The following is a 20,073-nucleotide window of genomic DNA, read 5'->3' as shown; positions in this document are numbered from 1 at the left end:
AATCGAGAAGGACATACATCAACAGAACACCATATGATGCAATTTAAAAAAGGCGTAGGCACATTTGAAGAAAAAATGCCCATTTTCGCTGAGAAGTACAATGAATTTACGGAACAATGTTTTAAAGATGGCGCTATTTCTAAAAAGCATAAGCAACTGATTGCTCTTGGCATGAGTATTCATGCACAAGATGAATATTGCATGATTTATCATACAAAAGGATGCTTAGATAACGGTTGTACGGAAGAAGAGCTACTTGAAGCGATTTCCGTTGCAACAGCATTTGGGAGTGGGGCGGCGCTTAGCCAAGGGGCGACGCTTGTGCAAGAAGCATTCCGCGAATTTGGCAATACCCTTCAATAATAGCGAAAAAAGAAGAAACAGTGCGGAGAAGACGTTTAAATTGAACAGAGTCGGGAATAGAGGGTTAGAGTAGCAGATATGCTGCTCTTTTTCTTTTGATTTGATTAAAGAAAACCTGTAGCATAGTTGTTGTTGGGAAAAAAAAGAGATCCCTTTAAAACAAGAGAGGATGAGAGACAATTACGAACACGCGACTTTCCTACACGAGTGAAATGGAAAAAGGATTACAGCAAAGACATGGAGTAAGCTATGCCGAGTATGAAAGCAGCCTAGACAAACGACTGCAAATTGAGCGGGAGCGAACAAAAGAACATGATGCTTGTAACCGGCTTGTTCGATCGATCCAATCCCATTCAAGCTAATACCTTTAAAAGCGTTTAAAATCGCTTACGTACAGCTAGAAAAACACTATATCAAAGCGACAATTATATGAAGCAAAATGTTTAAAAGCACGCATAACGTTGACTTTAATGGAATGAACAGCGACTATAGAACCAAGAGCACTTGGCTCAAGCGCTGTCCGTGAGAAGCAGCCGTTGTCCGTGCTTTTTATGTGTACCTTTTTATAGGAGAGAAGCTACGCATCATGTTTGGTAAACTCATGTTCACAAATCATAGCGGTGGGCTGCATGTTGCGTTTTGGCGGATGTGGACAACTCCAGCTTGAAAAGTGTTCGTCATTCTCCTATATGCACGACTTAGTTGAACCGTTTTTGAGTGGAGACATTCATTTAAATGGAGACAGATTTCGATTAGGCGGATATTTCTAATTCCGTCTTCTTGAAGTCTATGAGTATTTGTTATAAAATTAGAATGAGAATAGATTGATAATCATTAAAAAAAGCATGCAAGTCTGCTCAAGCTAGCAGACTTGCTTAATTCATGGAGGGAATACACATGTCTGTACCTAACTTAAAGATTGAGAATCTACACGTCTCTATTGACGATAAGGAAATTTTAAAGGATTTTAACCTCGAAATTAACGGTGGAGAAATTCACGCAATTATGGGACCTAACGGAACAGGGAAGTCAACACTTGCTTCTGCGATTATGGGTCACCCTAAATACGAGATCACATCTGGTTCAGTCACAATGGACGGCGAAGATGTACTTGAAATGGAAGTGGACGAGCGTGCCCGTGCTGGTATGTTCCTAGCAATGCAGTATCCAAGTGAAATTAGCGGGATTACAAATGCAGATTTCATGCGTTCAGCGATCAATGCAAACCGTGAAGAAGGCGACGAGCTATCTCTAATGAAATTTATTCGTAAAATGGATGAGAAAATGGATACGCTTGATATGGATCAATCGTTTGCACAGCGTTACTTAAACGAAGGTTTCTCTGGTGGTGAGAAGAAGCGTAACGAAATTCTTCAGCTATTAATGCTTGATCCACGTATCGCGATTCTAGATGAGATTGACTCTGGTCTTGATATCGATGCATTGAAAGTCGTTGCGGAAGGTGTAAACCAAATGCGCGGAGAGAACTTTGGTTGCCTCATTATCACCCACTACCAACGTTTACTTGACTACATTACACCAGACAAAGTACACGTAATGATGCAAGGTCGTATTGTTAAATCTGGCGGAGCTGAACTTGCTGAGCGTCTTGAGGCAGAAGGTTATGACTGGATTAAAGAAGAGCTTGGAATTGAAGACGAGCGAATTGACGCTGGTCAAGAAGCGTAATTCAGATAACAAAATTGCTTTTAACGATAAAACAGCAAAGGATGGTATTGTATGTCAGTTGAGACAAATCCAATGATTGGAGCGGAAGAAGTACAAAAGCGCTCTGAATTAAATAATGAACCAAAATGGCTGAGCGATCTTCGTTTAGCAGCTCTTGAAAAAGTAGAGTCTTTGGAACTCCCTAAACCGGATAAAACAAAAATCCATAACTGGGATTTTGTAAACTTTACGCAAGATTTAGGTCAATCGAAAGTTGTCACAGCAGTGGACGAGCTTTCAGCAGATATTCGCGAATACCTGGACGAAGATGCGACTGGGAACAGCTTAATTGTTCAAGATAATGCATCCACGGTCTATCAAACGAATGCTACTGAATTAGCGGATAAAGGCGTTATCTTTAAGGATCTTGCCACAGCTGTTGTGGAAAATGGCGATCTAGTAAAGAAATATCTTTTCTCTGAAGCCGTTGATCAAGACGAAAATAAATTGACAGCGATGAATGCCGCTCTTATGACTGGCGGAGTTTTCATCTATGTACCAAAGAACGTACATGTGGAAGTGCCACTACAAGCGCTTTATGCATCTTCAAAAGAAAACGGTGGACTATTTAATCACGTTCTTTTAGTGGCGGAAGATAATAGTTCAGTGACGTACGTTGAAAACTACGCAGCTTATGGTGACGGCGTGAAAGTAGCAAACGTTGTAGCTGAAGTTTATGTTGGCTCAGGTGCTCGGGTTTCATTCGGCGGCGTTGATACACTTTCAGAAGGAACAACAACGTATATTGTGCGTCGTGGACATGTTGAGCGTGATGGCCGCATTGAGTGGGCACTTGGTCAAATGAACGATGGGGACACAGTTGCAGATAATACGACGTATTTAATTGGCGACGGTTCGTTTGCAGATGCGAAGCTTGTTACAATTGGAACAGGTACCCAAAAGCAGAATTTCACAACGCTCATTAAGCATTACGGGAAACACTCTGAAGGGTACATCTTAAAGCATGGTGTTATGACTGGACGAGCGCTAGGTATCTTTAACGGAATCTCGAAAATCGAAAAAGCAGCTACGAAGTCTCACGGTGAGCAAACAGAGCGCGTGCTTATGCTAGGTGAGCGTGCTCGTGGAGATGCAAATCCAATTCTTCTAATCGATGAAGATGATGTTACAGCAGGTCACGCAGCATCTGTTGGACGTATTGATCCGCTACAAATGTTCTACTTGATGAGCCGCGGTATTTCTCGTACTGAAGCGGAACGTCTTGTCATTCACGGCTTCCTTGAGCCAGTTGTTGCACAGCTCCCAGTTGAATCTGTTCGTAAACAAATGCGTTCGGTTATTGAGAGAAAGGCGCAGCGATGAATGCGAAGGAGATAAAAAAGCTTTTTCCAATCCTTGATCAACATGTGAATGGAAATCCGCTCGTCTATCTCGATAGTGCGGCTACTTCACAAAAGCCGATTCAAGTGATTGAAAAGCTTGATGATTATTACCGTCGCTATAACTCAAACGTTCACCGAGGTGTCCACACATTAGGGACAATTGCTACAGATGAATATGAGGGTGCTCGAGATAAAGTTCGAGCATTCCTCAATGCGAATGATACAGCGGAAATTATTTTCACAAGAGGAACAACAACAGCGTTAAATCTCGTTGCCCAAAGCTATGGGAATGAGCATGTTCAAGAAGGGGATGAAATTGTCATCACCCCGATGGAACACCATTCTAACATTATTCCTTGGCAACAGCTGGCAAAGCGTAAAAACGCCACGCTCAAGTATATTCCGCTACAAGCAGATGGTACGGTTTCCATACATGATGTGGAAAATACGATCACAGAAAAAACGAAGATTGTTTCCGTCATGCACGTATCAAATGTACTTGGAACTGTAAATCCTATTAAAGAGATTGCGGCAATTGCTCATCGGAATGGTGCAGTAATGGCGGTAGATGGCGCGCAAAGTGCTCCGCATATTCAAGTCGATGTGCAAGACCTTGATTGTGATTTCTTTGCATTTTCAGGCCATAAGATGGGCGGACCAACTGGAATTGGTGCTCTTTATGGAAAGAGAGCGTTGCTTGAAAACATGGAGCCAGTTGAATTTGGCGGTGAAATGATTGATTTTGTCGGTCTGTATGACTCAACGTGGAAAGAACTTCCTTGGAAATTTGAAGGAGGAACCCCGATTATCGCTGGTGCGGTTGGTATGGGTGCTGCGATTGATTTTCTAACCGATTTAGGGTTTAATGAAATAGAACAGCACGAAAAAGAATTGGTTGACTATTCGTTTGAGCGCTTAGCAGATCTTAGTGATTTAACGATTTTTGGCCCTCGTCAACGTGCTGGTGTTGTGACATTCCAGCTTGGTGATGTTCACCCTCATGATGTTGCGACCGTATTAGACGCAGAAGGCATTGCCGTTCGCGCAGGTCACCATTGTGCACAACCATTAATGAAATGGCTGAACGTCGTGGCAACGGCTCGAGCTAGCTACTATGTTTACAATACAAAAGAAGATGTTGACGCTCTGGCAAACGGATTAGTCAAGGCAAAGGAGTATTTCAGCGATGTCTTCTCGTGATTTAGATACACTCTATCGTCAAGTGATTATGGATCATTACAAGAATCCACGAAATCGTGGCGAGCTAGAGGGAGATCCACTTACTGTAAACTTGAATAACCCAACATGTGGAGATCGTGTTCAAGTTCAAATGAAAGTAAAAGATGGCGAAGTAACAGAAGCGGTTTTTACGGGTGAAGGTTGTTCGATCAGCCTTGCGTCTGCATCGATGATGACGCAAGCAGTTAAAGGACTTTCAGTAGAAGACGCCCTGAAGCTTTCAGATATTTTTTCAGACATGATGCAAGGAAAAGACTATGATGAGAAGACGTTCGATTTAGAGGATATTGAAGCACTTTCGGGTGTGACAAAATTCCCAGCGCGCATTAAATGCGCTACGCTTGCATGGAAAGCACTTGAACAAGGCTTAGACGTAAAACCATCATCATAATTATTAGGAGGGATTCCGAATGGCAAAAAAAATGCCTGATATCGGTGAATACAAATACGGATTTTCGGATCGTGACGTGTCTATCTTCCGTTCTGGACGTGGACTGACAAAAGAGATCGTTGAAGAAATTTCACGTATGAAAGATGAACCTCAGTGGATGCTTGACTTCCGCTTGAAGTCACTTGAGCAATTCTATAAAATGCCAATGCCTCAGTGGGGCGGCGATCTTTCAGAGCTCAACTTTGACGACATTACGTACTATGTTAAAGCGTCTGATAAAACAGAGCGTTCTTGGGATGAAGTACCTGAAGAAATTAAAAATACGTTTGATAAGCTTGGGATTCCAGAAGCAGAGCAAAAGTATTTAGCTGGTGTATCTGCTCAGTATGAATCTGAAGTGGTTTACCACAATATGCAAGAAGATCTTGAAAAGCTTGGCGTTGTCTTTAAAGATACAGACTCTGCTTTAAAAGAAAATGAAGACATTTTTAGAGAACACTTTGCTTCTGTTATTCCAGCGGCAGATAATAAGTTCTCTGCCTTAAATTCAGCGGTATGGTCTGGTGGTTCATTCATCTACGTTCCTAAAGGGGTAAAAGTAGATACGCCACTTCAAGCGTACTTCCGTATTAACTCTGAAAACATGGGTCAGTTCGAACGTACGTTAATCATTGCAGATGAAGATAGCTCAGTCCACTATGTAGAAGGGTGTACAGCACCTGTTTACACAACAAACTCTCTTCATAGTGCTGTAGTTGAGATCATTGTAAAAGATAACGCATATTGCCGTTATACAACGATTCAAAACTGGGCGCCAAACGTATTTAATCTTGTAACGAAGCGTGCAGTTGCTGATCGTGGTGCAACAATGGAATGGGTTGATGGAAACATCGGTTCAAAACTTACAATGAAATACCCAGCTGTTATCATGCGTGGAGAAGGTGCAAAAGGAACGGTTCTTTCCATCGCGATTGCTGGTAAAGGACAGCACCAAGATGCTGGTGCAAAAGTATCTCACTTAGCGCCAAACTGTTCTTCTACGATTGTTTCAAAATCAATCTCAAAACAAGGTGGTAAAGTAACGTACCGCGGTATTTGTCACTTTGGTCGTAAATCAGATGGTTCTAAGTCTAAGATTGAGTGTGATACGCTTATCATGGATAACGAGTCGACTTCTGATACGATTCCTTACAATGAGATCTTGAATAACAACATTACGCTTGAGCACGAAGCAACCGTTTCAAAAGTGTCTGAAGATCAGTTGTTCTATCTTATGAGCCGTGGTCTTGGTGAAGAAGAAGCGACAGAAATGATCGTTATGGGCTTCATCGAGCCATTCACAAAAGAACTTCCAATGGAATATGCCGTTGAAATGAACCGTCTTATCAAGTTCGAGATGGAAGGTTCAATCGGTTAATATCATTTTGAAAAAGAAGGGCGATCATCGCTCTTCTTTTTTGTCATGAATTCTTTTCTCTTTCGTATGCTGAAAGTACATACAAAGAAGAGGTGAGGCGATGAATATTCAGGAATTATGTGATCAGTGTTCAACCGTTCTACATGGACAGAGCTCGGTGCATAACGGTGTTTGTTCGATCACGATCCCTAGACACATTTCTGCTACGATTCAAGGAAGGTGGACGAAAAGAGCGATTCATGCTGGGGTGACATTCGAGTCATTCGATGAACAAGGGTTTGCATTAAATTTAGGGGAGTTCGTCATCCTAGAAGAAGAGCTTTACTCGTTTACACATGCTCTCCTTCAGCAAGGAATCGCTATTAGTGCGATTCATAACCATTGGATCTTCACAAATCCGACGTTACTCTATGTCCACTTCCAGTCAATTGACCTACCGATTCAATTTGCTCAAAAAACGGCAAATGCGATGCAAACATTACGATCTTTTTAAAAGAAGGATGTAGAGAATCGCATTTCCTACTTGTTTACGTTAAAATAGAAAAAAACAGCTCTGGGGGAACGGAATGTGATTTACATTGGTTTAACTGGTTGGGGCGATCACCATTCTTTATATGAAGGCATTAAACCTCATCAAAAGTTAGAGACCTATGCTGGCTATTTTCCGATTGTTGAACTAGATTCAAGCTTTTATGCTGTGCAGTCACAAGCTTCTATGGAAAAGTGGATCAAAGAAACACCGGATTCTTTTCAATTTATTGTAAAAGCGTATCAAGATATAACAGGACACACGCGTAATGAATCGCCTTTCTCATCACGAGACGAGATGTATCAAGCATTTACGGCTTCATTGGAGCCACTAAAAAAAGCAAATAAGCTTGCCATGGTACTTTGTCAATTCCCGCCATGGTTTGATGTCCAGTCAAAACACGTACAGGTTCTTCGGTATGTGCGAGAAAAGCTGAGAGACTATCCAACGGCATTAGAGTTTCGGCATCAGTCTTGGTTCTCGTCCCAATATAAAGAAAAAACTCTGGAATATATGCGCAACGATAACTGGATTCATAGTATTTGCGATGAGCCTCAAGCAGGAGAGGGATCTGTTCCGACCATACTTGAGCCAACCGTAAAAGAAAAAACACTCGTCCGACTTCACGGTCGCAATCGCCATGGTTGGAATGGCCCAAGAAATGGTGAGAATTGGCGAGAGGTTCGCTATTTATATGATTACAACAAGCAAGAGCTTAGGGAATGGAAAGCAAATCTAGTGCAGCTTGCTCAAGAAGTAGAGAATGTCTTTGTTGTGTTTAATAACAATTCAGGTGGACATGCGGCAGGGAACGCGCAAACGCTAATTCAAGATATGAACATTGTGTATGAGGACTTAGCTTCTCGACAATTAGATTTATTTTAACGGCTAGGGGAATGCGCTTTGATGATTCTATTGTTTTTACTTGTCGGTTTTGTAGCAGGAGCGTTCGGGAGCTTGCTTGGGTTAGGTGGAGGCGTCATTGTTGTTCCAGCACTACTTCTGATGCCTCTTGTGGTCACAGATTTAAGTGCCATCTCTGCCCAAGCGGCTGCAGGGACATCGTTAGCCACAATGATAATAACAGGCTTATCCTCTGTACTTGCCTACCATAAGCAACGTGTCATTGACGTGAAAAGCGCGTTTATCTTTTTAATAGGTATTGTACCAGGGGCTGTGCTCGGTGCTTTTGTAAGTCGAATCTTACCTACAGAAGCGTTTTTAGTTTACTTTGGATTCTTCATGTTAGTAATCGCGTTAAGTCTCTTTTTTCGACCTAAGCATCACGTTGAAAAAAGAACACAAAAGCCGTATTGGCGCACAGGTTTAGACGAGAGAGGTAAGCCATTTGCATATGGTTTCACTTATCCAACGGCTATTCTCATTAGCATCGTGGTCGGTTTTTTATCGAGTCTATTCGGTGTGGGTGGTGGAGCGATTATGGTTCCAGTTATAATGCTATTATTCGGCTACCCAATCAAAATAGCTACAGCAACAGCCATGTTAATTGTGCTGTTTTCAGCTATTGTGGGAACTGGCGCACATGCAGTAGGTGGACATATTGAATGGATGCTTGTGCTGGCTCTTATCCCAGGTGCTTGGCTTGGAGCAAGGTTTGGTGCTTGGCTCAATCGACGCCTGCAATCGAATGTGCTTTTAATTGTCATGAGAGTCGTTTTTATTGCACTAGCTATACAGCTCATCGTCCAAGGTTTTATGTAAGGGTAGTTGATCAAGGAGGGAATCGTCATTAAGACAACTGTAACAATTTTTCATACGAACGATATCCATAGTGGTTTTCAAAACTGGTCAAATATCGTTGGATACATAAAGCAACATCGTCATCCACACACACGTTATGTGGATTTAGGTGATCACGCGGATCGAGCAAACCCAATGACGGAAGCTACGGCCGGGGTTGGCAATATTCAATTGTTAAATGAAGCGAACGTTGATTTTGCAACAATTGGTAATAATGAAGGGGTTACCTTTTCTCAAGAAATGTTAGATGATATGTATAGCGAAGCGCAGTTTCAAATCATTTTAGCAAATCTTCGAGACCGAAAAACAGGACAGCGTCCACATTGGACTGTTCCTCATCTTATTGATGAAATGGACGGCGTAAGGATTGGCTATATTGGCTATACCTCAGCTATGACGCATTTTTATGAACAGTTAGGGTGGGATGTTTCTTATACAATTGACGACATTCAAGCCGATGTTGATCGATTAAAACCGGACGTTGATGCCGTTATTTTATTATCTCATCTAGGTTTACCAAAAGATGAAATGATTGCAAAAAACGTCCAAGGAATTGCAGCGATTATAGGTGCACACACGCACCATAGTTTACACGGTGGGCTTAAAATCAATGAGACATGGATTACCCAAGCCGGGAAACACGGCAACTATTTTGGTGAATTGACGCTAACATTTGAGCAAAATCAATTGATCCATACAGAGCCAAAGTTAATCGATCCTACCCAATGTCAGGAAGACGAAAATAGTAAGCAGCTTCTAGAAACGTTAAATCAGCAAGCAACTACTGCCCTTTCTGAGCCAATGATTGCACTGACAAAACCATTTGATGTGAAATGGTTTGAACCAACACATGCGACACAGGGATTATGCGATGCATTAACCGAATGGTGTGGCGAAGAGATTGGTATGATGAATGCAGGAGTGCTAATGGAAAGTTTGCCAAAAGGCAATGTGACGTATGGGGATATTCATCGAATCTGTCCACACCCCATTAATCCATGTATTGTGGAATTGACAGGGAAGCAATTAATCGATACAATTCGCAGAGCTCAGACCGATGATATCGTTAAGCTAGAATTAAAAGGCTTCGGCTTTCGAGGCAAAGTGCTCGGTCTGATGTTGTTTACTGGTGTCGACATCACATCTGAAGGGATCTTTGTAAAAGGTGAGCACGTAGTTGAAGATGCGATGTATCGACTGGCAACTCTTGATATGTATACTTTCGGTTTTTTATTTCCGCATATTGCGAATGCGGCTTATAAACAATATTTACTTCCTGAATTTTTACGTGACATAGTTGCAAAGTTATTGCAGACAGGAACAAACACGTTTTCTTTTTCATAAGGTGAGAAGAAACCAGTTGAAAAAGGAGCGGATTTGTCCAATGATAAACGTTGATCCTATTGTAATTGATGGCGAAACATTTTTAGCGATTACGGTGAAATTACCAAAGACTAATTTTATGGCTGTTACATGTGATGCAGGTTATATCATGTGTGGCGCTTTAGATGTAGGGCTCTTAAATGATAAGCTTAAAGAGAGAGGCATTATCGCTGCACGTGCAGTTGGGGTTCGAACGATTGAACAGTTACTAGAGGCCCCATTAGAATCTGTCACGTTAAAATGTGAAGAATTAGGTATAACAAAAGGAACCATTGGCAAAGACGCTTTATTAAAAATGAAACAAGTAGAAGAGTAATTGATTGAAGGGATGAAGCTAACAATGCAGCAATATTTACAGCTATGCGAGCATGTGCTAACACAAGGCTCGCAAAAATCAGATCGGACAGGCACTGGAACGATTAGTACATTTGGGTATCAAATGAGATTTGATTTACAACAAGGATTTCCAGTTGTCACGACTAAAAAAGTCCATCTTCGTTCTATTATCCATGAGCTTCTATGGTTTTTACAAGGCGATACGAATATTAATTATTTAAAAGAAAATGGCGTACGTATTTGGAATGAATGGGCAGATGAGTCGGGCGATTTAGGTCCTGTATATGGAAAACAGTGGCGCTCTTGGGAAGGAGCTAATGGGAAAACGGTCGATCAAATCAAGGAAGTCGTTGAACAAATTAAGACGAATCCAGATTCTCGTCGTCTTGTTGTGAATGCGTGGAATGTGGCAGAAATTGATGACATGGCCCTTGCTCCGTGTCACTGCTTGTTCCAATTCTATGTTCAAGATGGAAAATTATCTTGTCAGCTGTATCAACGGAGTGCAGATGTATTTTTAGGGGTTCCGTTCAATATTGCATCTTACGCATTATTAACGATGATGATAGCGCAAGTTTGCGATTTAGAGCCTGGAGAATTTGTTCATACTTTTGGTGATGCCCATCTTTACTCCAATCACATTGAACAAGCCAAATTGCAGCTAACAAGAGATCCTCATCCACTGCCGACGATGAAAATAAATCCAAGTGTGAAGAATATCTTTGATTTTACAATCGAGGATTTTGAATTGGTTGGCTATGAAGCACATCCGCATATTAAGGCGGAGGTGTCAGTTTGATTATTTTTGTGTATGCAAGAGACAAGCAGTATGGAATCGGAAAAGATAACGATATGCCTTGGCACTTGCCAGCTGATTTAAAGCATTTTAAAAATACGACTACTGGTCAAACGATTGTGATGGGGAGAAAAACATTTGACTCGATGAATGGCCCACTTCCAAATCGTCGCAATGTCGTTCTAACAAGAAATGAAACGTTTTCGGCACCTAACACAGAAGTCGTTTATGCAATCGATGAAATCGTGAAGGAAAGCAAAGAGCAAGATATTTATGTAATTGGTGGTACAGAGATATTTAAGTTATTCTGGGACGAGTGTGACAAGCAAATTGTAACGGTCATTGATCATGTATTTGACGCGGATACGTTTATCCCTGCACTTGATAAAGAAAAGTGGGATTTGGTTGAAGCGATTCAAGGTACGATGGATGAGAAAAACCGCTACCCTCATGAGTATCGAACGTATGTGAGAAAGAAATAACATTTTTTAGTTCAAAGCCTAGTCCCTCTTGCATAGAAATAGACAAGAGGGGGTGGGCTTGTTTTGCGTAAACGTCATCGATTTCAACCAATTAAAGCTGCTAAACAATCTGGAGCTCCTTTGCCTTTTCGATATGTCTTGCTTTTTTCGTCCATCTTATTTGCGATCTTGTCAATTCAAGGATTGTGGTTTGTTGATTCGCAACTTCGACCAATTATTTCGCAAATTGCACATCGTGAAATGGAGCGGGTCGCAACGTATACGATTGAGCAGGCAATGACAGAAGAGCTTTCCAATATGGATATGAGTGAGATCTTTATAAAAGAAACCAATAACGATGGAATTGTCGTTTTTCTTGATGTTAATACGCAGAAGTATAATGAATTAATGGGAAGGGTTCAGCATCGGGTTCATGAAGTCATGAATCAAATTCAGCGTGGAGAGATAAATAGCTACGGTGATCAAAATCATGTTGTTGCAACGATTCCTCTAGGTCGTGCATTAAATAATGCGTTATTAACCGATGTAGGACCTGGCATTCCTGTTCGATTTGCATTAATGGGTGATGCAAAAGTGCAAATGAGGGATGAGGCTGAGGCACTCGGCATTAACAATACACGGTTATCTTTTTATGTGAACATTGATGTCAATATGGATGTCATTCTCCCGTTTTCTGAAACATCGGATACAATATCCGTTGAATTGCCAGCAGGTTTTGCTTATGTTGCTGGACCTGTCCCACAGTTTTACGGAGGGCAAGGTGGCTTCGGGTATCCAGTCATTGGTGAAGAAGACATGAACCAAGAAGACATGAACCAAGAAGAGATGAATGAAGAAGACACGAATCAAGAACAAGAAGAATAGAGACGCGAGCGTGTACATCACTCTGTTAAAAAATGGTCGTCAGGTCCAGACCGCTCTAAATTAATGAGATTCATGATTACATTTGAGCGCAACAAAATAGTAAAATTGTCGTATTTTGTCATTGTTTGTGAAACAAACGTGTGGTAAGATAAATATTGAATTGAATAGAACACCTCATCTGCTTGATGGGGTAGAGGCGCAAAAAAAATCAGTACATGCTTGGAGCTTGAACAGCAATGATTGGAGTGGAAAGGTTTTTTTGCCGAAGCGAGAAGAAACGTTCATTTCTTTTTAGCTGGGTCGTCATTTAAGAAATGGCGGACTGTCACAGGAAACTGTGGAGGACTACTATGGATGGGACTGTTAATTGTTTTAGACAATAATGGGTTTATACCATGATTGTCTTTTTTTTGGTTACAGTCTTTAAAGGAGAGGTTATTATGGATCACGTAGGTTGGTTATCACTTGTCCCGCCAATTGTGGCGTTAACATTAGTGATTTTAACAAGGAAGGTTTTTATTTCTCTAGGAATTGCCATTTTAATTGGGGCATTTATTGCATTTGAAGGAATTATGCAGGCTTTTGCGGGGATTTTTCAAACCTTTATCTCGTTTTTTATTTCGTTTGAAACATTAGAAGAGCCAAGCTTTGCAGGGGTTGTGCAATCAATGGTTGAGAATGGGGTTTCCATAAATGATTGGGAACTGTACATTATGTTGTTTCTAGTCTTTTTAGGGATTGTTGCGAGTCTGATTACGTTTTCTGGTGGTGGACAAGCTTTTAGTCGCTGGGCAGAAAAACGAATTACGACTAGAAAAAAATCATTGTTTTTACCTTTTGTTTTAGGAATTATTATCTTTATAGATGATTATTTTAATGCATTAACAGTAGGAAATACGAGTCGCCCTCTAACCGATCGTTATCGTGTATCACGGGCAAAATTGTCATATATTGTCGATTCAACATCAGCGCCAATATGTGTGATTACGCCTATGTCAAGTTGGGGTGCATATATCATTGGGATTTTTGCATCCGTGTTTGCTGCAAACCAAATTATTGAATATAGTCCGCTACAAGCATTTATTTACACGATTCCAATTAACTTTTATGCGTTAATCGCACTTATTTTTATTGTATTAGTCATTGTTTTTAACATTGATATTGGATTGATGAAACAGCATGAGAAACGCGCAAAAGAAGATAATCAATTAACAGATCCAGCTAAAGGAGATGTGCCAGGAAGCTTATCTGCTGATTTACAGATGGATAACGGGCGTGTTTCGCAATTGTTTGTTCCGATTCTTGTTCTTGTTATTGCAACTGTAACAATGATGTTGGTTACAGGTGCTCAAGGTGCGAGTGGGGATGGCGTAGACGTCACGGTCTTAACGATGATGGAGTACACAGACATTGGTTTATCACTTTTAGTCGGTAGTTTTATTGGCCTTTTAACAACGATTGCTATGACCTTTATGACAAAACCAAAAGCACCTGATTTTGGTAAAGCAGTGATTGCTGGTGTGAAATCAATGCTACCAGCGATTGGAATTTTGTTATTAGCATGGACAACAATTGAAATGATTGGGTTACTAGGTACAGGAAACTATTTGGCTTCGTTAATTGATCAATCTATTCACCCTGGATTTTTACCAGTGCTTATTTTCTTAGTAGCCGCGTTTTCTGGATTAGCAACTGGTACGTCTTGGGGGACGTTTGGTATGCTCTTACCAATTGCGGCGCAAATTGCGGTCGTTGTTGAGCCAACAATGCTCGTTCCAATGCTTGCGGCGGTACTTGCTGGTTCTATATTTGGTGATCACATCTCACCAATTTCGGATACAACAATTTTGTCAGCAGCGGGTTCTGGTGCACATCATATGGATCATGTCATTACGCAGCTGCCGTACGCCATTATGACAGCAATCGTGTCAACAATTGCCTTTTTTATTCTTGGATTCTTCGGCGCGATTGTTGCTTGGATTACTGTAGTGGTCATACTTGTTATAGCTGTAGTGATTCTTCAACGATTAAACAAAAAAGATGCTGTAGCATCATAAGAGATAGAGCAAAGCAACTGCTTTGCTCTATTTTTTTGCTTGTTTTGCCGCCCGCTCCCACTGTTTTAAGGAAGGGAATGGATCAAAGGACCATTCTGTTACACCATTATCACGATACATGCCGTAATGTAAATGGGGTGGGAATTTCCCTTGTGTACCCGGTTTTCCATAACCAGATGAACCACAATAGCCAATTACTTGCCCAGCCTCAACAATAGTGCCTTCTTCAATCCCTTTTTCAAATCCACTTAAATGAGCGTAATAATGATAGATATTATCTAAATCACGAATACCAACACGCCAACCACCATAAGGATTCCAACCTTTTGTTTCAACAATTCCATAAGAAGACGATTGAATCGGAACGTTGTAATTTGCAAATAGATCGGTTCCTTCATGAATGCGTCGACCACCCCAACCACGTCTATCCCCCCACGTGCTACGATAGCTATAGTTATGGTGTAGCGGCATAACAAAGGCATGTTTATGAAGGTCAAGTGTTTGAAACTGTTGATACACTTTTGCGTGACCAGCGACAATATTTACGCTTTGTTCGCGTTGGTAAATATGCCATAATGCTATACGAAAATCTTCTTCTGTTAGACCATACGATTCTAAATAACGAGCAAGTGTATAAAGGACATCCTCGTCATCGTTTAGTAAAGCTTTTCCATCCCCATTGCCATCTAAGCCAATGCCTTCAAACAACTGAATCGTATTGGGATTATCATCATCTTGATTTGGGTTTAAGGGCCCGATCCATTCTTCTTTTGCATAGTAAATTGAAATATATCCTTCTGCATCTGGACGATCGCGTAATGCTTTTCGAAGACCGCGCTCATACGAATCAACTGCAGCTAAGTAATACCAGGGAACGCTCGTAATGGTTTCCATTTTATGATATAAGGCATTTCGTTCAATATAAGGATTAGGCGTTTCCTCTGCTTGTGCTTGAGGAATAATAGGGCTAAGGCAAAACAAGAAAACCAATATCGAGCTAATGACGGAACGATACGTGAACATTTGCATTCTCCTTTCTCAAGCTTTTGCTTAGTTTCTAACTGTTAGGCAAAAAACATTACAACAAAAACTTGCCATTTTTTGTAGAATTTTTGTAAAACGTCATTGGTCAAGTTGCTTAAATCATGTTACGATTAGTTTGATAAAAAGAATTTTCCCAAAGAAGGGATGTTTTTGAATGACTGAAAAGAAAGACATGCATCTACGTAAGCCAGATTGGTTGAAAATTAAACTAAATACAAATGAATCGTATACAGGCTTAAAAAAAATGATGCGAGAAAAAAAGCTACATACTGTGTGTGAAGAGGCTAGATGTCCCAATATTCATGAATGTTGGGCAGTGCGAAAAACAGCAACGTTTATGATTCTCGGAGATACTTGTACAAGAGGCTGTCGCTTTTGCGCAGTTAAAACAGGACTTCCAACAGAATTGGATTTAGAAGAGCCAGAACGCGTTGCGGACTCTGTCGAAACAATGGGATTAAAGCATGTCGTCATTACAGCAGTCGCAAGAGATGATTTAAAAGATGGTGGCGCTTTTGTGTTTGCTGAAACCGTAAAAGCCGTTCGTCGTAAAAGTCCTTTTTGCACAATTGAAGTGCTACCTTCAGATATGCTCGGAAATGAACAAAGCTTACAAACGTTAATGGATGCTAGACCAAATATTATGAACCACAACATTGAAACGGTTCGTCGCTTAACGCCAAAAGTACGTGCAAGAGCGAAATATGATCGTACGTTAGAATTTTTGCGTCGAGCAAAAGACATGCACGCAGACATTCCAACAAAATCAAGTATTATGATTGGACTTGGCGAAACAAAAGAAGAAATTGTGGAAACGATGGACGATTTACGCGCAAATGATGTGGACATTCTTACCATCGGTCAATATTTGCAACCAACAAAAAAACATTTAAAAGTAATCAAATACTATCACCCAGATGAATTTGCTGAGCTGAAAGAGATTGCATTGAGTAAAGGATTCAGTCATTGTGAAGCTGGTCCACTCGTTCGTTCTTCTTACCATGCTGATGAGCAAGTGAATCAAGCGCAAGTAAATATGGAAGCAAAAAAAGTGCAGAGCGAGACACATGTTTCTTCATAAATAAAAATCTAAAAAAGCTTATCGACAATGTCGACAAGCTGAAGACCGTTTGCATTAACGGTCTTTTTTATTTGCCTTCTCGTAGTGCTTTTTGTTTTTCACGCATAATTTCCATATCTTCATCTGTTCCTAATTCCACATCACCTTGAGGATCTTTCTTTAATTCCTCAATCGTATCGTCAATTAAAGACGCATTTTCTACGCTTCCTGAAGTAGAGTTTTGGTAACGTTCAATATCTTTCATATGCATTGGGTCATTTGAAACATACACATCATAAAAGCTAGGTACAACGGATAAGGCTGTACGTTTTACTTGATCGGCTACAAGATTTTCTGGCTGGTTGTCTCGCTGTTCATAAACGGCAAGAACATACTTGTCGGTTACAAGCACAGCTGCTTCTTCAATTGATGGGTTATCGACAATCATACGTGAAATGCCTTCAGCTAACATATCGCGGTTGACAACTAACGCGCCTGCTTCATCATTATTGTGCTGCATTTCTTCATACGTATGCTGGGAAAACCCATAGCCACGAGCCATTAAATTTGAGTCGTATTCTGTGCCTCTAGCGGTTTGATGGGCTTCATTTGTTTCATAAATTCCCTGTTGAGATTGTTGATTGCAAGCTGTGAGAACACTAACAGCAGCAAGTATAGTAAGTGCAATTCTCATTTGAATCCCCCATTTTAAGTTTATCGTGCACATTTACTATTCCACGCAAGAGGATTACCTAGTGGTAACAAATAATGGATGAAGAAAACGGAAAGACTACAGAGAATTGTGAGCAAATATGATAAACTAAGGCTAGTACGTTTGAAGAAGTGAATTGAGGTGGTTTTTCATGATAACCATTTGTGGTCAACATTATGAAGTCGTTCAAGACGAGAAAGCCGGTTGGGACGAAGAAGCATTTAAAGCGCGTTACAGTGATGTGCTCAATAAATACGATTATATTGTCGGTGATTGGGGTTATAACCAATTGCGTTTGCGTGGATTTTTTGAAGATAAAAATAAAAAATCAACGTTTGATAAAAAAATTAGTACACTACCTGATTATTTATATGAATACTGTAATTTTGGCTGTGCTTATTTTGTCGTCAAACGTGTGAGTGAAAAAGCTGCAACGAATAAAAGCTAATGGCGGAAATCTCTAAGGGAGCGCTCGCCATTAGCTCGTTTGTTTAACCATTATTCATCATGAGTAGGATGATGACTCGGGTATTTTCGTGGTTGATGGGCATGTTGTTCTTTATCATTGTAGTTAAACGCACTGTACTCACGTTGGTCATCTTCCCACGGTGTTGATTTGTTTTCAACAGGAGTATCTTTACGAATAGGTGACCCATAAGGCCCTTCAGGTGTCGCTTCAGGCACAATATATTGGTGAGAGGCTTCAACATTTTTAAAATCATGGTAGGTGTCTTTTTCTGCCATGTGATCTCCTCCTTTAAAAGCATTATGCCCAGTAAGAATAAAAAAATGAACACATCAGGAGGAAAGGCATATGTATTTTGTTGACAGAAAAAGAATAGACGACGTGTTGTCCAATATGGAAGTATTAACACATTTTTTAACAAATGAAACGGCACCAGAAGACATGAGAGGAAAACTCTCTCTTGAACGAGCTGTAACTGTCCTGATTGAATCCATTATCGATGTAGGCAATCAGCTCATAGATGGATTTATTATGCGGGATCCAGGTGGCTATGAAGATATTATTGACATTTTAGAAGATGAAAAAGTCATTACGCCAAGTGATGGTGAATCGTTAAAGGTTGTCATTCGTTTGCGTAAACCGCTTGCTTATGAATATACGACGATTGACCATCAAGCGCTGTATGAAAATGTAAGGAATCAATTAGAAAGTTTAAAACAATTTCCCCAAAACGTACAGGTCTATTTAAAAAACGAGCTAGGTGTAATCACGGCGTTTATTCCTGAGGAGAAGTAAAGATGAATCACCATTTTAAAAGTTATTTATTTGATTTAGATGGGACCGTTTACAATGGAGACACACCGATTGACAGTGCGGTTGCATTTATTCGCAAACTAAATCAACAAGCGATTCCTTATGGATTTATTACAAATAATTCTACAAAAACGACGGAACAAGTGGCGGACAAGCTTAGGAAATTTCATATACTTGTTGAACCGAAACAAATTGTAACGTCTGCGTTAGCGACGGCTCTTTACGTAAAAAAACAAGCAGCGGTTTCCTCTGTCTATGTAATTGGCGAGACTGGATTGGAAAAAGCCTTTGCTAATTTTCAAAAAGATGACGAACAACCAGATGCAGTGATTGTAGGACTAGACCGTCAGATCACGTATGAAAAATTAAGCAAAGCCGCACGGTTTATTCGTGAAGGCGCTCAGTTCATTGCGACAAACCCTGATCGAATGCTACCCTCAGCGGACGGGCTTGTGTGTGGAAATGGAGCTCTTGTGGCGGCTATTGCTTATGCTGCTCAAAAGGAACCTGTGACAATCGGAAAGCCGAATGAAGAAATCGTCTCTATGGCTTTAGAGCAGCTACAGTTTCCAAAAGATGAAACGATTTTAGTTGGGGATAATTACGAGACTGATATTATGACCGGAATTCAAGCTGGTTTAGCTACTCTACACGTACAGACAGGAATTACTGTGGATTGTACCATTTATGAGAAGCAACCAACGTTTTCAATTGCTTCGTTAAAGGATTGGGTTATTTAAGAGAAGAGGATAAGCAAAAAACGGATGATTCCTTGTGAGGAAATCATTCGTTTTTTTTGCGATTTTTATTCTGTATGCTCTCTACGGTGAGCGAGGCGGCTTGAAGCGGCAGCAGCAATTGCACCAACAATATCGTCTAAAAATGTATGGCAATAAGAGGAAGACTTATCGTTCAATTTTTTGATTATGCCTGGTTTCATTTTATCTACGTATCCATAGTTGGTAAACCCAATTGATCCATACACATTAACAATCGATAGCGCAATAATTTCATCAATGCCGTACAACCCTTCATCACGAGCTAAAATGGATTGCAGTGGTTCATCAAGCATCTTTTTCTCAGTTAGTTTATCAAGCTGAATACCGGTAATAATGGCATTTTGAACTTCTCTTTTAGAAAGCACTCGGTCAATATTGTCGATACATGCTTGAATCGTTAAGGCAGAATGATAGTTGCTTTGTAGTTCGTATACAAGCTCGGCAATTTCTTCAATCGTGACGCCTCGTTCAAGCAAAAGATCTCTAGCCGTTTTTTCAACAGCGTCCATG

24 protein-coding genes and 1 riboswitch are annotated in these 20,073 nt (G+C 40.5%); of the genes, 20 read left to right on the top strand and 4 right to left on the bottom strand.

The window, feature by feature from the left end; all coding sequences use genetic code 11:
• Positions 1 to 33 precede the first annotated feature (33 nt).
• The 16 genes from ABC361_RS15010 to ABC361_RS14935 all read left to right on the top strand — a co-directional run bounded on the left by ABC361_RS15010 (position 34) and on the right by ABC361_RS14935 (position 14,689).
• Positions 34 to 363, top strand: coding sequence for a carboxymuconolactone decarboxylase family protein (locus tag ABC361_RS15010; RefSeq protein ID WP_413075784.1), 330 nt, complete (start codon positions 34 to 36; stop codon positions 361 to 363).
• Between the two features lie 212 nt (positions 364 to 575).
• A complete protein-coding gene (locus tag ABC361_RS15005; RefSeq protein WP_413074698.1) occupies positions 576 to 725 on the top strand; it encodes a YuzK family famiily protein in 150 nt (49 codons plus the stop codon).
• 535 nt (positions 726 to 1,260) lie between these two features.
• Positions 1,261 to 2,052, top strand: a complete 792-nt coding sequence (gene sufC, locus ABC361_RS15000) for a Fe-S cluster assembly ATPase SufC (RefSeq protein WP_413074697.1) — start codon at positions 1,261 to 1,263, stop codon at positions 2,050 to 2,052.
• Positions 2,053 to 2,103: 51 nt separating this feature from the next.
• Positions 2,104 to 3,414 (top strand): Fe-S cluster assembly protein SufD, encoded by a 1,311-nt coding sequence (gene sufD / locus ABC361_RS14995; RefSeq protein ID WP_413074696.1) that lies wholly within the window; start codon positions 2,104 to 2,106, stop codon positions 3,412 to 3,414.
• On the top strand, positions 3,411 to 4,634 hold the full coding sequence (locus ABC361_RS14990) for a cysteine desulfurase (protein WP_413074695.1): 1,224 nt from the start codon (positions 3,411 to 3,413) through the stop codon (positions 4,632 to 4,634). The genes sufD and ABC361_RS14990 overlap by 4 nt, the downstream gene beginning before the upstream one ends.
• Positions 4,621 to 5,064, top strand: a complete 444-nt coding sequence (gene sufU, locus ABC361_RS14985) for a Fe-S cluster assembly sulfur transfer protein SufU (RefSeq protein WP_413074694.1) — start codon at positions 4,621 to 4,623, stop codon at positions 5,062 to 5,064. The genes ABC361_RS14990 and sufU overlap by 14 nt, the downstream gene beginning before the upstream one ends.
• Before the next feature lie 19 nt (positions 5,065 to 5,083).
• On the top strand, positions 5,084 to 6,481 hold the full coding sequence (sufB, locus tag ABC361_RS14980) for a Fe-S cluster assembly protein SufB (protein WP_099301653.1): 1,398 nt from the start codon (positions 5,084 to 5,086) through the stop codon (positions 6,479 to 6,481).
• 100 nt (positions 6,482 to 6,581) lie between these two features.
• Positions 6,582 to 6,974, top strand: coding sequence for a DUF1259 domain-containing protein (locus tag ABC361_RS14975; RefSeq protein WP_413074693.1), 393 nt, complete (start codon positions 6,582 to 6,584; stop codon positions 6,972 to 6,974).
• A gap of 75 nt (positions 6,975 to 7,049) precedes the next feature.
• Positions 7,050 to 7,895 (top strand): DUF72 domain-containing protein, encoded by an 846-nt coding sequence (locus ABC361_RS14970; protein ID WP_413074692.1) that lies wholly within the window; start codon positions 7,050 to 7,052, stop codon positions 7,893 to 7,895.
• Between the two features lie 21 nt (positions 7,896 to 7,916).
• Positions 7,917 to 8,732 (top strand): sulfite exporter TauE/SafE family protein, encoded by an 816-nt coding sequence (locus ABC361_RS14965; protein WP_413075783.1) that lies wholly within the window; start codon positions 7,917 to 7,919, stop codon positions 8,730 to 8,732.
• 6 nt (positions 8,733 to 8,738) lie between these two features.
• On the top strand, positions 8,739 to 10,115 hold the full coding sequence (locus ABC361_RS14960; RefSeq protein ID WP_413074691.1) for a bifunctional metallophosphatase/5'-nucleotidase: 1,377 nt from the start codon (positions 8,739 to 8,741) through the stop codon (positions 10,113 to 10,115).
• 40 nt (positions 10,116 to 10,155) lie between these two features.
• Positions 10,156 to 10,470 carry a YunC family protein gene (locus ABC361_RS14955; protein WP_099301649.1) on the top strand — a complete coding sequence of 105 codons (315 nt, stop codon included), beginning with the start codon at positions 10,156 to 10,158 and terminating at the stop codon, positions 10,468 to 10,470.
• A 24-nt stretch (positions 10,471 to 10,494) separates the two neighbouring features.
• Positions 10,495 to 11,289 carry a thymidylate synthase gene (locus ABC361_RS14950; RefSeq protein WP_413074690.1) on the top strand — a complete coding sequence of 265 codons (795 nt, stop codon included), beginning with the start codon at positions 10,495 to 10,497 and terminating at the stop codon, positions 11,287 to 11,289.
• Positions 11,286 to 11,768 (top strand): dihydrofolate reductase, encoded by a 483-nt coding sequence (locus ABC361_RS14945; protein WP_413074689.1) that lies wholly within the window; start codon positions 11,286 to 11,288, stop codon positions 11,766 to 11,768. The genes ABC361_RS14950 and ABC361_RS14945 overlap by 4 nt, the downstream gene beginning before the upstream one ends.
• Positions 11,769 to 11,831: 63 nt before the next feature.
• The gene (gene yunB / locus ABC361_RS14940) at positions 11,832 to 12,632 is read left to right on the top strand and encodes a sporulation protein YunB (protein WP_413074688.1); all 801 of its coding nucleotides are present in this window, start codon (positions 11,832 to 11,834) and stop codon (positions 12,630 to 12,632) included.
• 183 nt (positions 12,633 to 12,815) lie between these two features.
• Positions 12,816 to 12,988: riboswitch (Lysine riboswitch) on the top strand.
• An 84-nt stretch (positions 12,989 to 13,072) separates the two neighbouring features.
• Positions 13,073 to 14,689 carry a Na+/H+ antiporter NhaC family protein gene (locus ABC361_RS14935; RefSeq protein WP_413074687.1) on the top strand — a complete coding sequence of 539 codons (1,617 nt, stop codon included), beginning with the start codon at positions 13,073 to 13,075 and terminating at the stop codon, positions 14,687 to 14,689.
• 27 nt (positions 14,690 to 14,716) lie between these two features.
• Here ABC361_RS14935 and ABC361_RS14930 read toward each other — a convergent pair whose 3' ends face one another.
• Positions 14,717 to 15,712 (bottom strand): M23 family metallopeptidase, encoded by a 996-nt coding sequence (locus ABC361_RS14930; protein ID WP_413074686.1) that lies wholly within the window; start codon positions 15,710 to 15,712, stop codon positions 14,717 to 14,719.
• A 175-nt stretch (positions 15,713 to 15,887) separates the two neighbouring features.
• Here ABC361_RS14930 and lipA point away from each other — a divergent pair, with 175 nt between their 5' ends.
• The gene (gene lipA / locus ABC361_RS14925; RefSeq protein WP_413074685.1) at positions 15,888 to 16,814 is read left to right on the top strand and encodes a lipoyl synthase; all 927 of its coding nucleotides are present in this window, start codon (positions 15,888 to 15,890) and stop codon (positions 16,812 to 16,814) included.
• A 67-nt stretch (positions 16,815 to 16,881) separates the two neighbouring features.
• On the opposite strand, the gene ABC361_RS14920 is transcribed toward lipA, so the two are convergent.
• Complete coding sequence (locus ABC361_RS14920; protein WP_413074684.1) at positions 16,882 to 17,487, bottom strand: YhcN/YlaJ family sporulation lipoprotein; 606 nt, start codon at positions 17,485 to 17,487, stop codon at positions 16,882 to 16,884.
• Positions 17,488 to 17,656: 169 nt separating this feature from the next.
• Between ABC361_RS14920 and ABC361_RS14915 the strand changes: the two genes are divergently transcribed.
• Positions 17,657 to 17,953, top strand: coding sequence for a YutD family protein (locus ABC361_RS14915; RefSeq protein ID WP_099301642.1), 297 nt, complete (start codon positions 17,657 to 17,659; stop codon positions 17,951 to 17,953).
• Between the two features lie 50 nt (positions 17,954 to 18,003).
• Here the strand turns inward: ABC361_RS14915 and ABC361_RS14910 are convergent, their stop codons facing one another.
• A complete protein-coding gene (locus tag ABC361_RS14910) occupies positions 18,004 to 18,249 on the bottom strand; it encodes a hypothetical protein (protein ID WP_413074683.1) in 246 nt (81 codons plus the stop codon).
• A 70-nt stretch (positions 18,250 to 18,319) separates the two neighbouring features.
• On the opposite strand from ABC361_RS14910, the gene ABC361_RS14905 reads away from it, so the two are divergent.
• Both ABC361_RS14905 and ABC361_RS14900 read left to right on the top strand, forming a co-directional pair.
• The gene (locus tag ABC361_RS14905) at positions 18,320 to 18,766 is read left to right on the top strand and encodes a DUF86 domain-containing protein (RefSeq protein ID WP_413074682.1); all 447 of its coding nucleotides are present in this window, start codon (positions 18,320 to 18,322) and stop codon (positions 18,764 to 18,766) included.
• Positions 18,767 to 18,768: 2 nt separating this feature from the next.
• On the top strand, positions 18,769 to 19,524 hold the full coding sequence (locus ABC361_RS14900; protein ID WP_413074681.1) for a TIGR01457 family HAD-type hydrolase: 756 nt from the start codon (positions 18,769 to 18,771) through the stop codon (positions 19,522 to 19,524).
• A gap of 65 nt (positions 19,525 to 19,589) precedes the next feature.
• On the opposite strand, the gene ABC361_RS14895 is transcribed toward ABC361_RS14900, so the two are convergent.
• The gene (locus tag ABC361_RS14895) at positions 19,590 to 20,072 is read right to left on the bottom strand and encodes a phosphatidylglycerophosphatase A family protein (RefSeq protein ID WP_413074680.1); all 483 of its coding nucleotides are present in this window, start codon (positions 20,070 to 20,072) and stop codon (positions 19,590 to 19,592) included.
• Position 20,073: the final 1 nt, after the last annotated feature.

The organism is Shouchella phoenicis (assembly GCF_047238345.1).
In the GTDB taxonomy this organism is placed as follows: domain Bacteria; phylum Bacillota; class Bacilli; order Bacillales; family Bacillaceae_D; genus Shouchella.
This window is presented reverse-complemented; position numbering and strand designations above follow the sequence as displayed.

Bases quoted from the DNA above. Each gene is read 5' to 3' on its own strand.
- ABC361_RS14975 (WP_413074693.1), top strand. From the start codon at position 6,582: ATGAATATTCAGGAATTATGTGATCAGTGTTCAACCGTTCTACATGGA.
- sufU (WP_413074694.1), top strand. From the start codon at position 4,621: ATGTCTTCTCGTGATTTAGATACACTCTATCGTCAAGTGATTATGGAT.
- ABC361_RS14920 (WP_413074684.1), bottom strand. From the start codon at position 17,487: ATGAGAATTGCACTTACTATACTTGCTGCTGTTAGTGTTCTCACAGCT.
- ABC361_RS14950 (WP_413074690.1), top strand. From the start codon at position 10,495: ATGCAGCAATATTTACAGCTATGCGAGCATGTGCTAACACAAGGCTCG.
- ABC361_RS15010 (WP_413075784.1), top strand. From the start codon at position 34: ATGATGCAATTTAAAAAAGGCGTAGGCACATTTGAAGAAAAAATGCCC.
- ABC361_RS14900 (WP_413074681.1), top strand. From the start codon at position 18,769: ATGAATCACCATTTTAAAAGTTATTTATTTGATTTAGATGGGACCGTT.
- ABC361_RS14965 (WP_413075783.1), top strand. From the start codon at position 7,917: ATGATTCTATTGTTTTTACTTGTCGGTTTTGTAGCAGGAGCGTTCGGG.
- sufB (WP_099301653.1), top strand. From the start codon at position 5,084: ATGGCAAAAAAAATGCCTGATATCGGTGAATACAAATACGGATTTTCG.
- ABC361_RS14910 (WP_413074683.1), bottom strand. From the start codon at position 18,249: ATGGCAGAAAAAGACACCTACCATGATTTTAAAAATGTTGAAGCCTCT.
- ABC361_RS14930 (WP_413074686.1), bottom strand. From the start codon at position 15,712: ATGTTCACGTATCGTTCCGTCATTAGCTCGATATTGGTTTTCTTGTTT.
- ABC361_RS14905 (WP_413074682.1), top strand. From the start codon at position 18,320: ATGTATTTTGTTGACAGAAAAAGAATAGACGACGTGTTGTCCAATATG.
- ABC361_RS15005 (WP_413074698.1), top strand. From the start codon at position 576: ATGGAAAAAGGATTACAGCAAAGACATGGAGTAAGCTATGCCGAGTAT.
- sufD (WP_413074696.1), top strand. From the start codon at position 2,104: ATGTCAGTTGAGACAAATCCAATGATTGGAGCGGAAGAAGTACAAAAG.
- ABC361_RS14990 (WP_413074695.1), top strand. From the start codon at position 3,411: ATGAATGCGAAGGAGATAAAAAAGCTTTTTCCAATCCTTGATCAACAT.
- sufC (WP_413074697.1), top strand. From the start codon at position 1,261: ATGTCTGTACCTAACTTAAAGATTGAGAATCTACACGTCTCTATTGAC.
- ABC361_RS14955 (WP_099301649.1), top strand. From the start codon at position 10,156: ATGATAAACGTTGATCCTATTGTAATTGATGGCGAAACATTTTTAGCG.
- ABC361_RS14895 (WP_413074680.1), bottom strand. From the start codon at position 20,072: ATGGACGCTGTTGAAAAAACGGCTAGAGATCTTTTGCTTGAACGAGGC.
- ABC361_RS14935 (WP_413074687.1), top strand. From the start codon at position 13,073: ATGGATCACGTAGGTTGGTTATCACTTGTCCCGCCAATTGTGGCGTTA.
- lipA (WP_413074685.1), top strand. From the start codon at position 15,888: ATGACTGAAAAGAAAGACATGCATCTACGTAAGCCAGATTGGTTGAAA.
- ABC361_RS14915 (WP_099301642.1), top strand. From the start codon at position 17,657: ATGATAACCATTTGTGGTCAACATTATGAAGTCGTTCAAGACGAGAAA.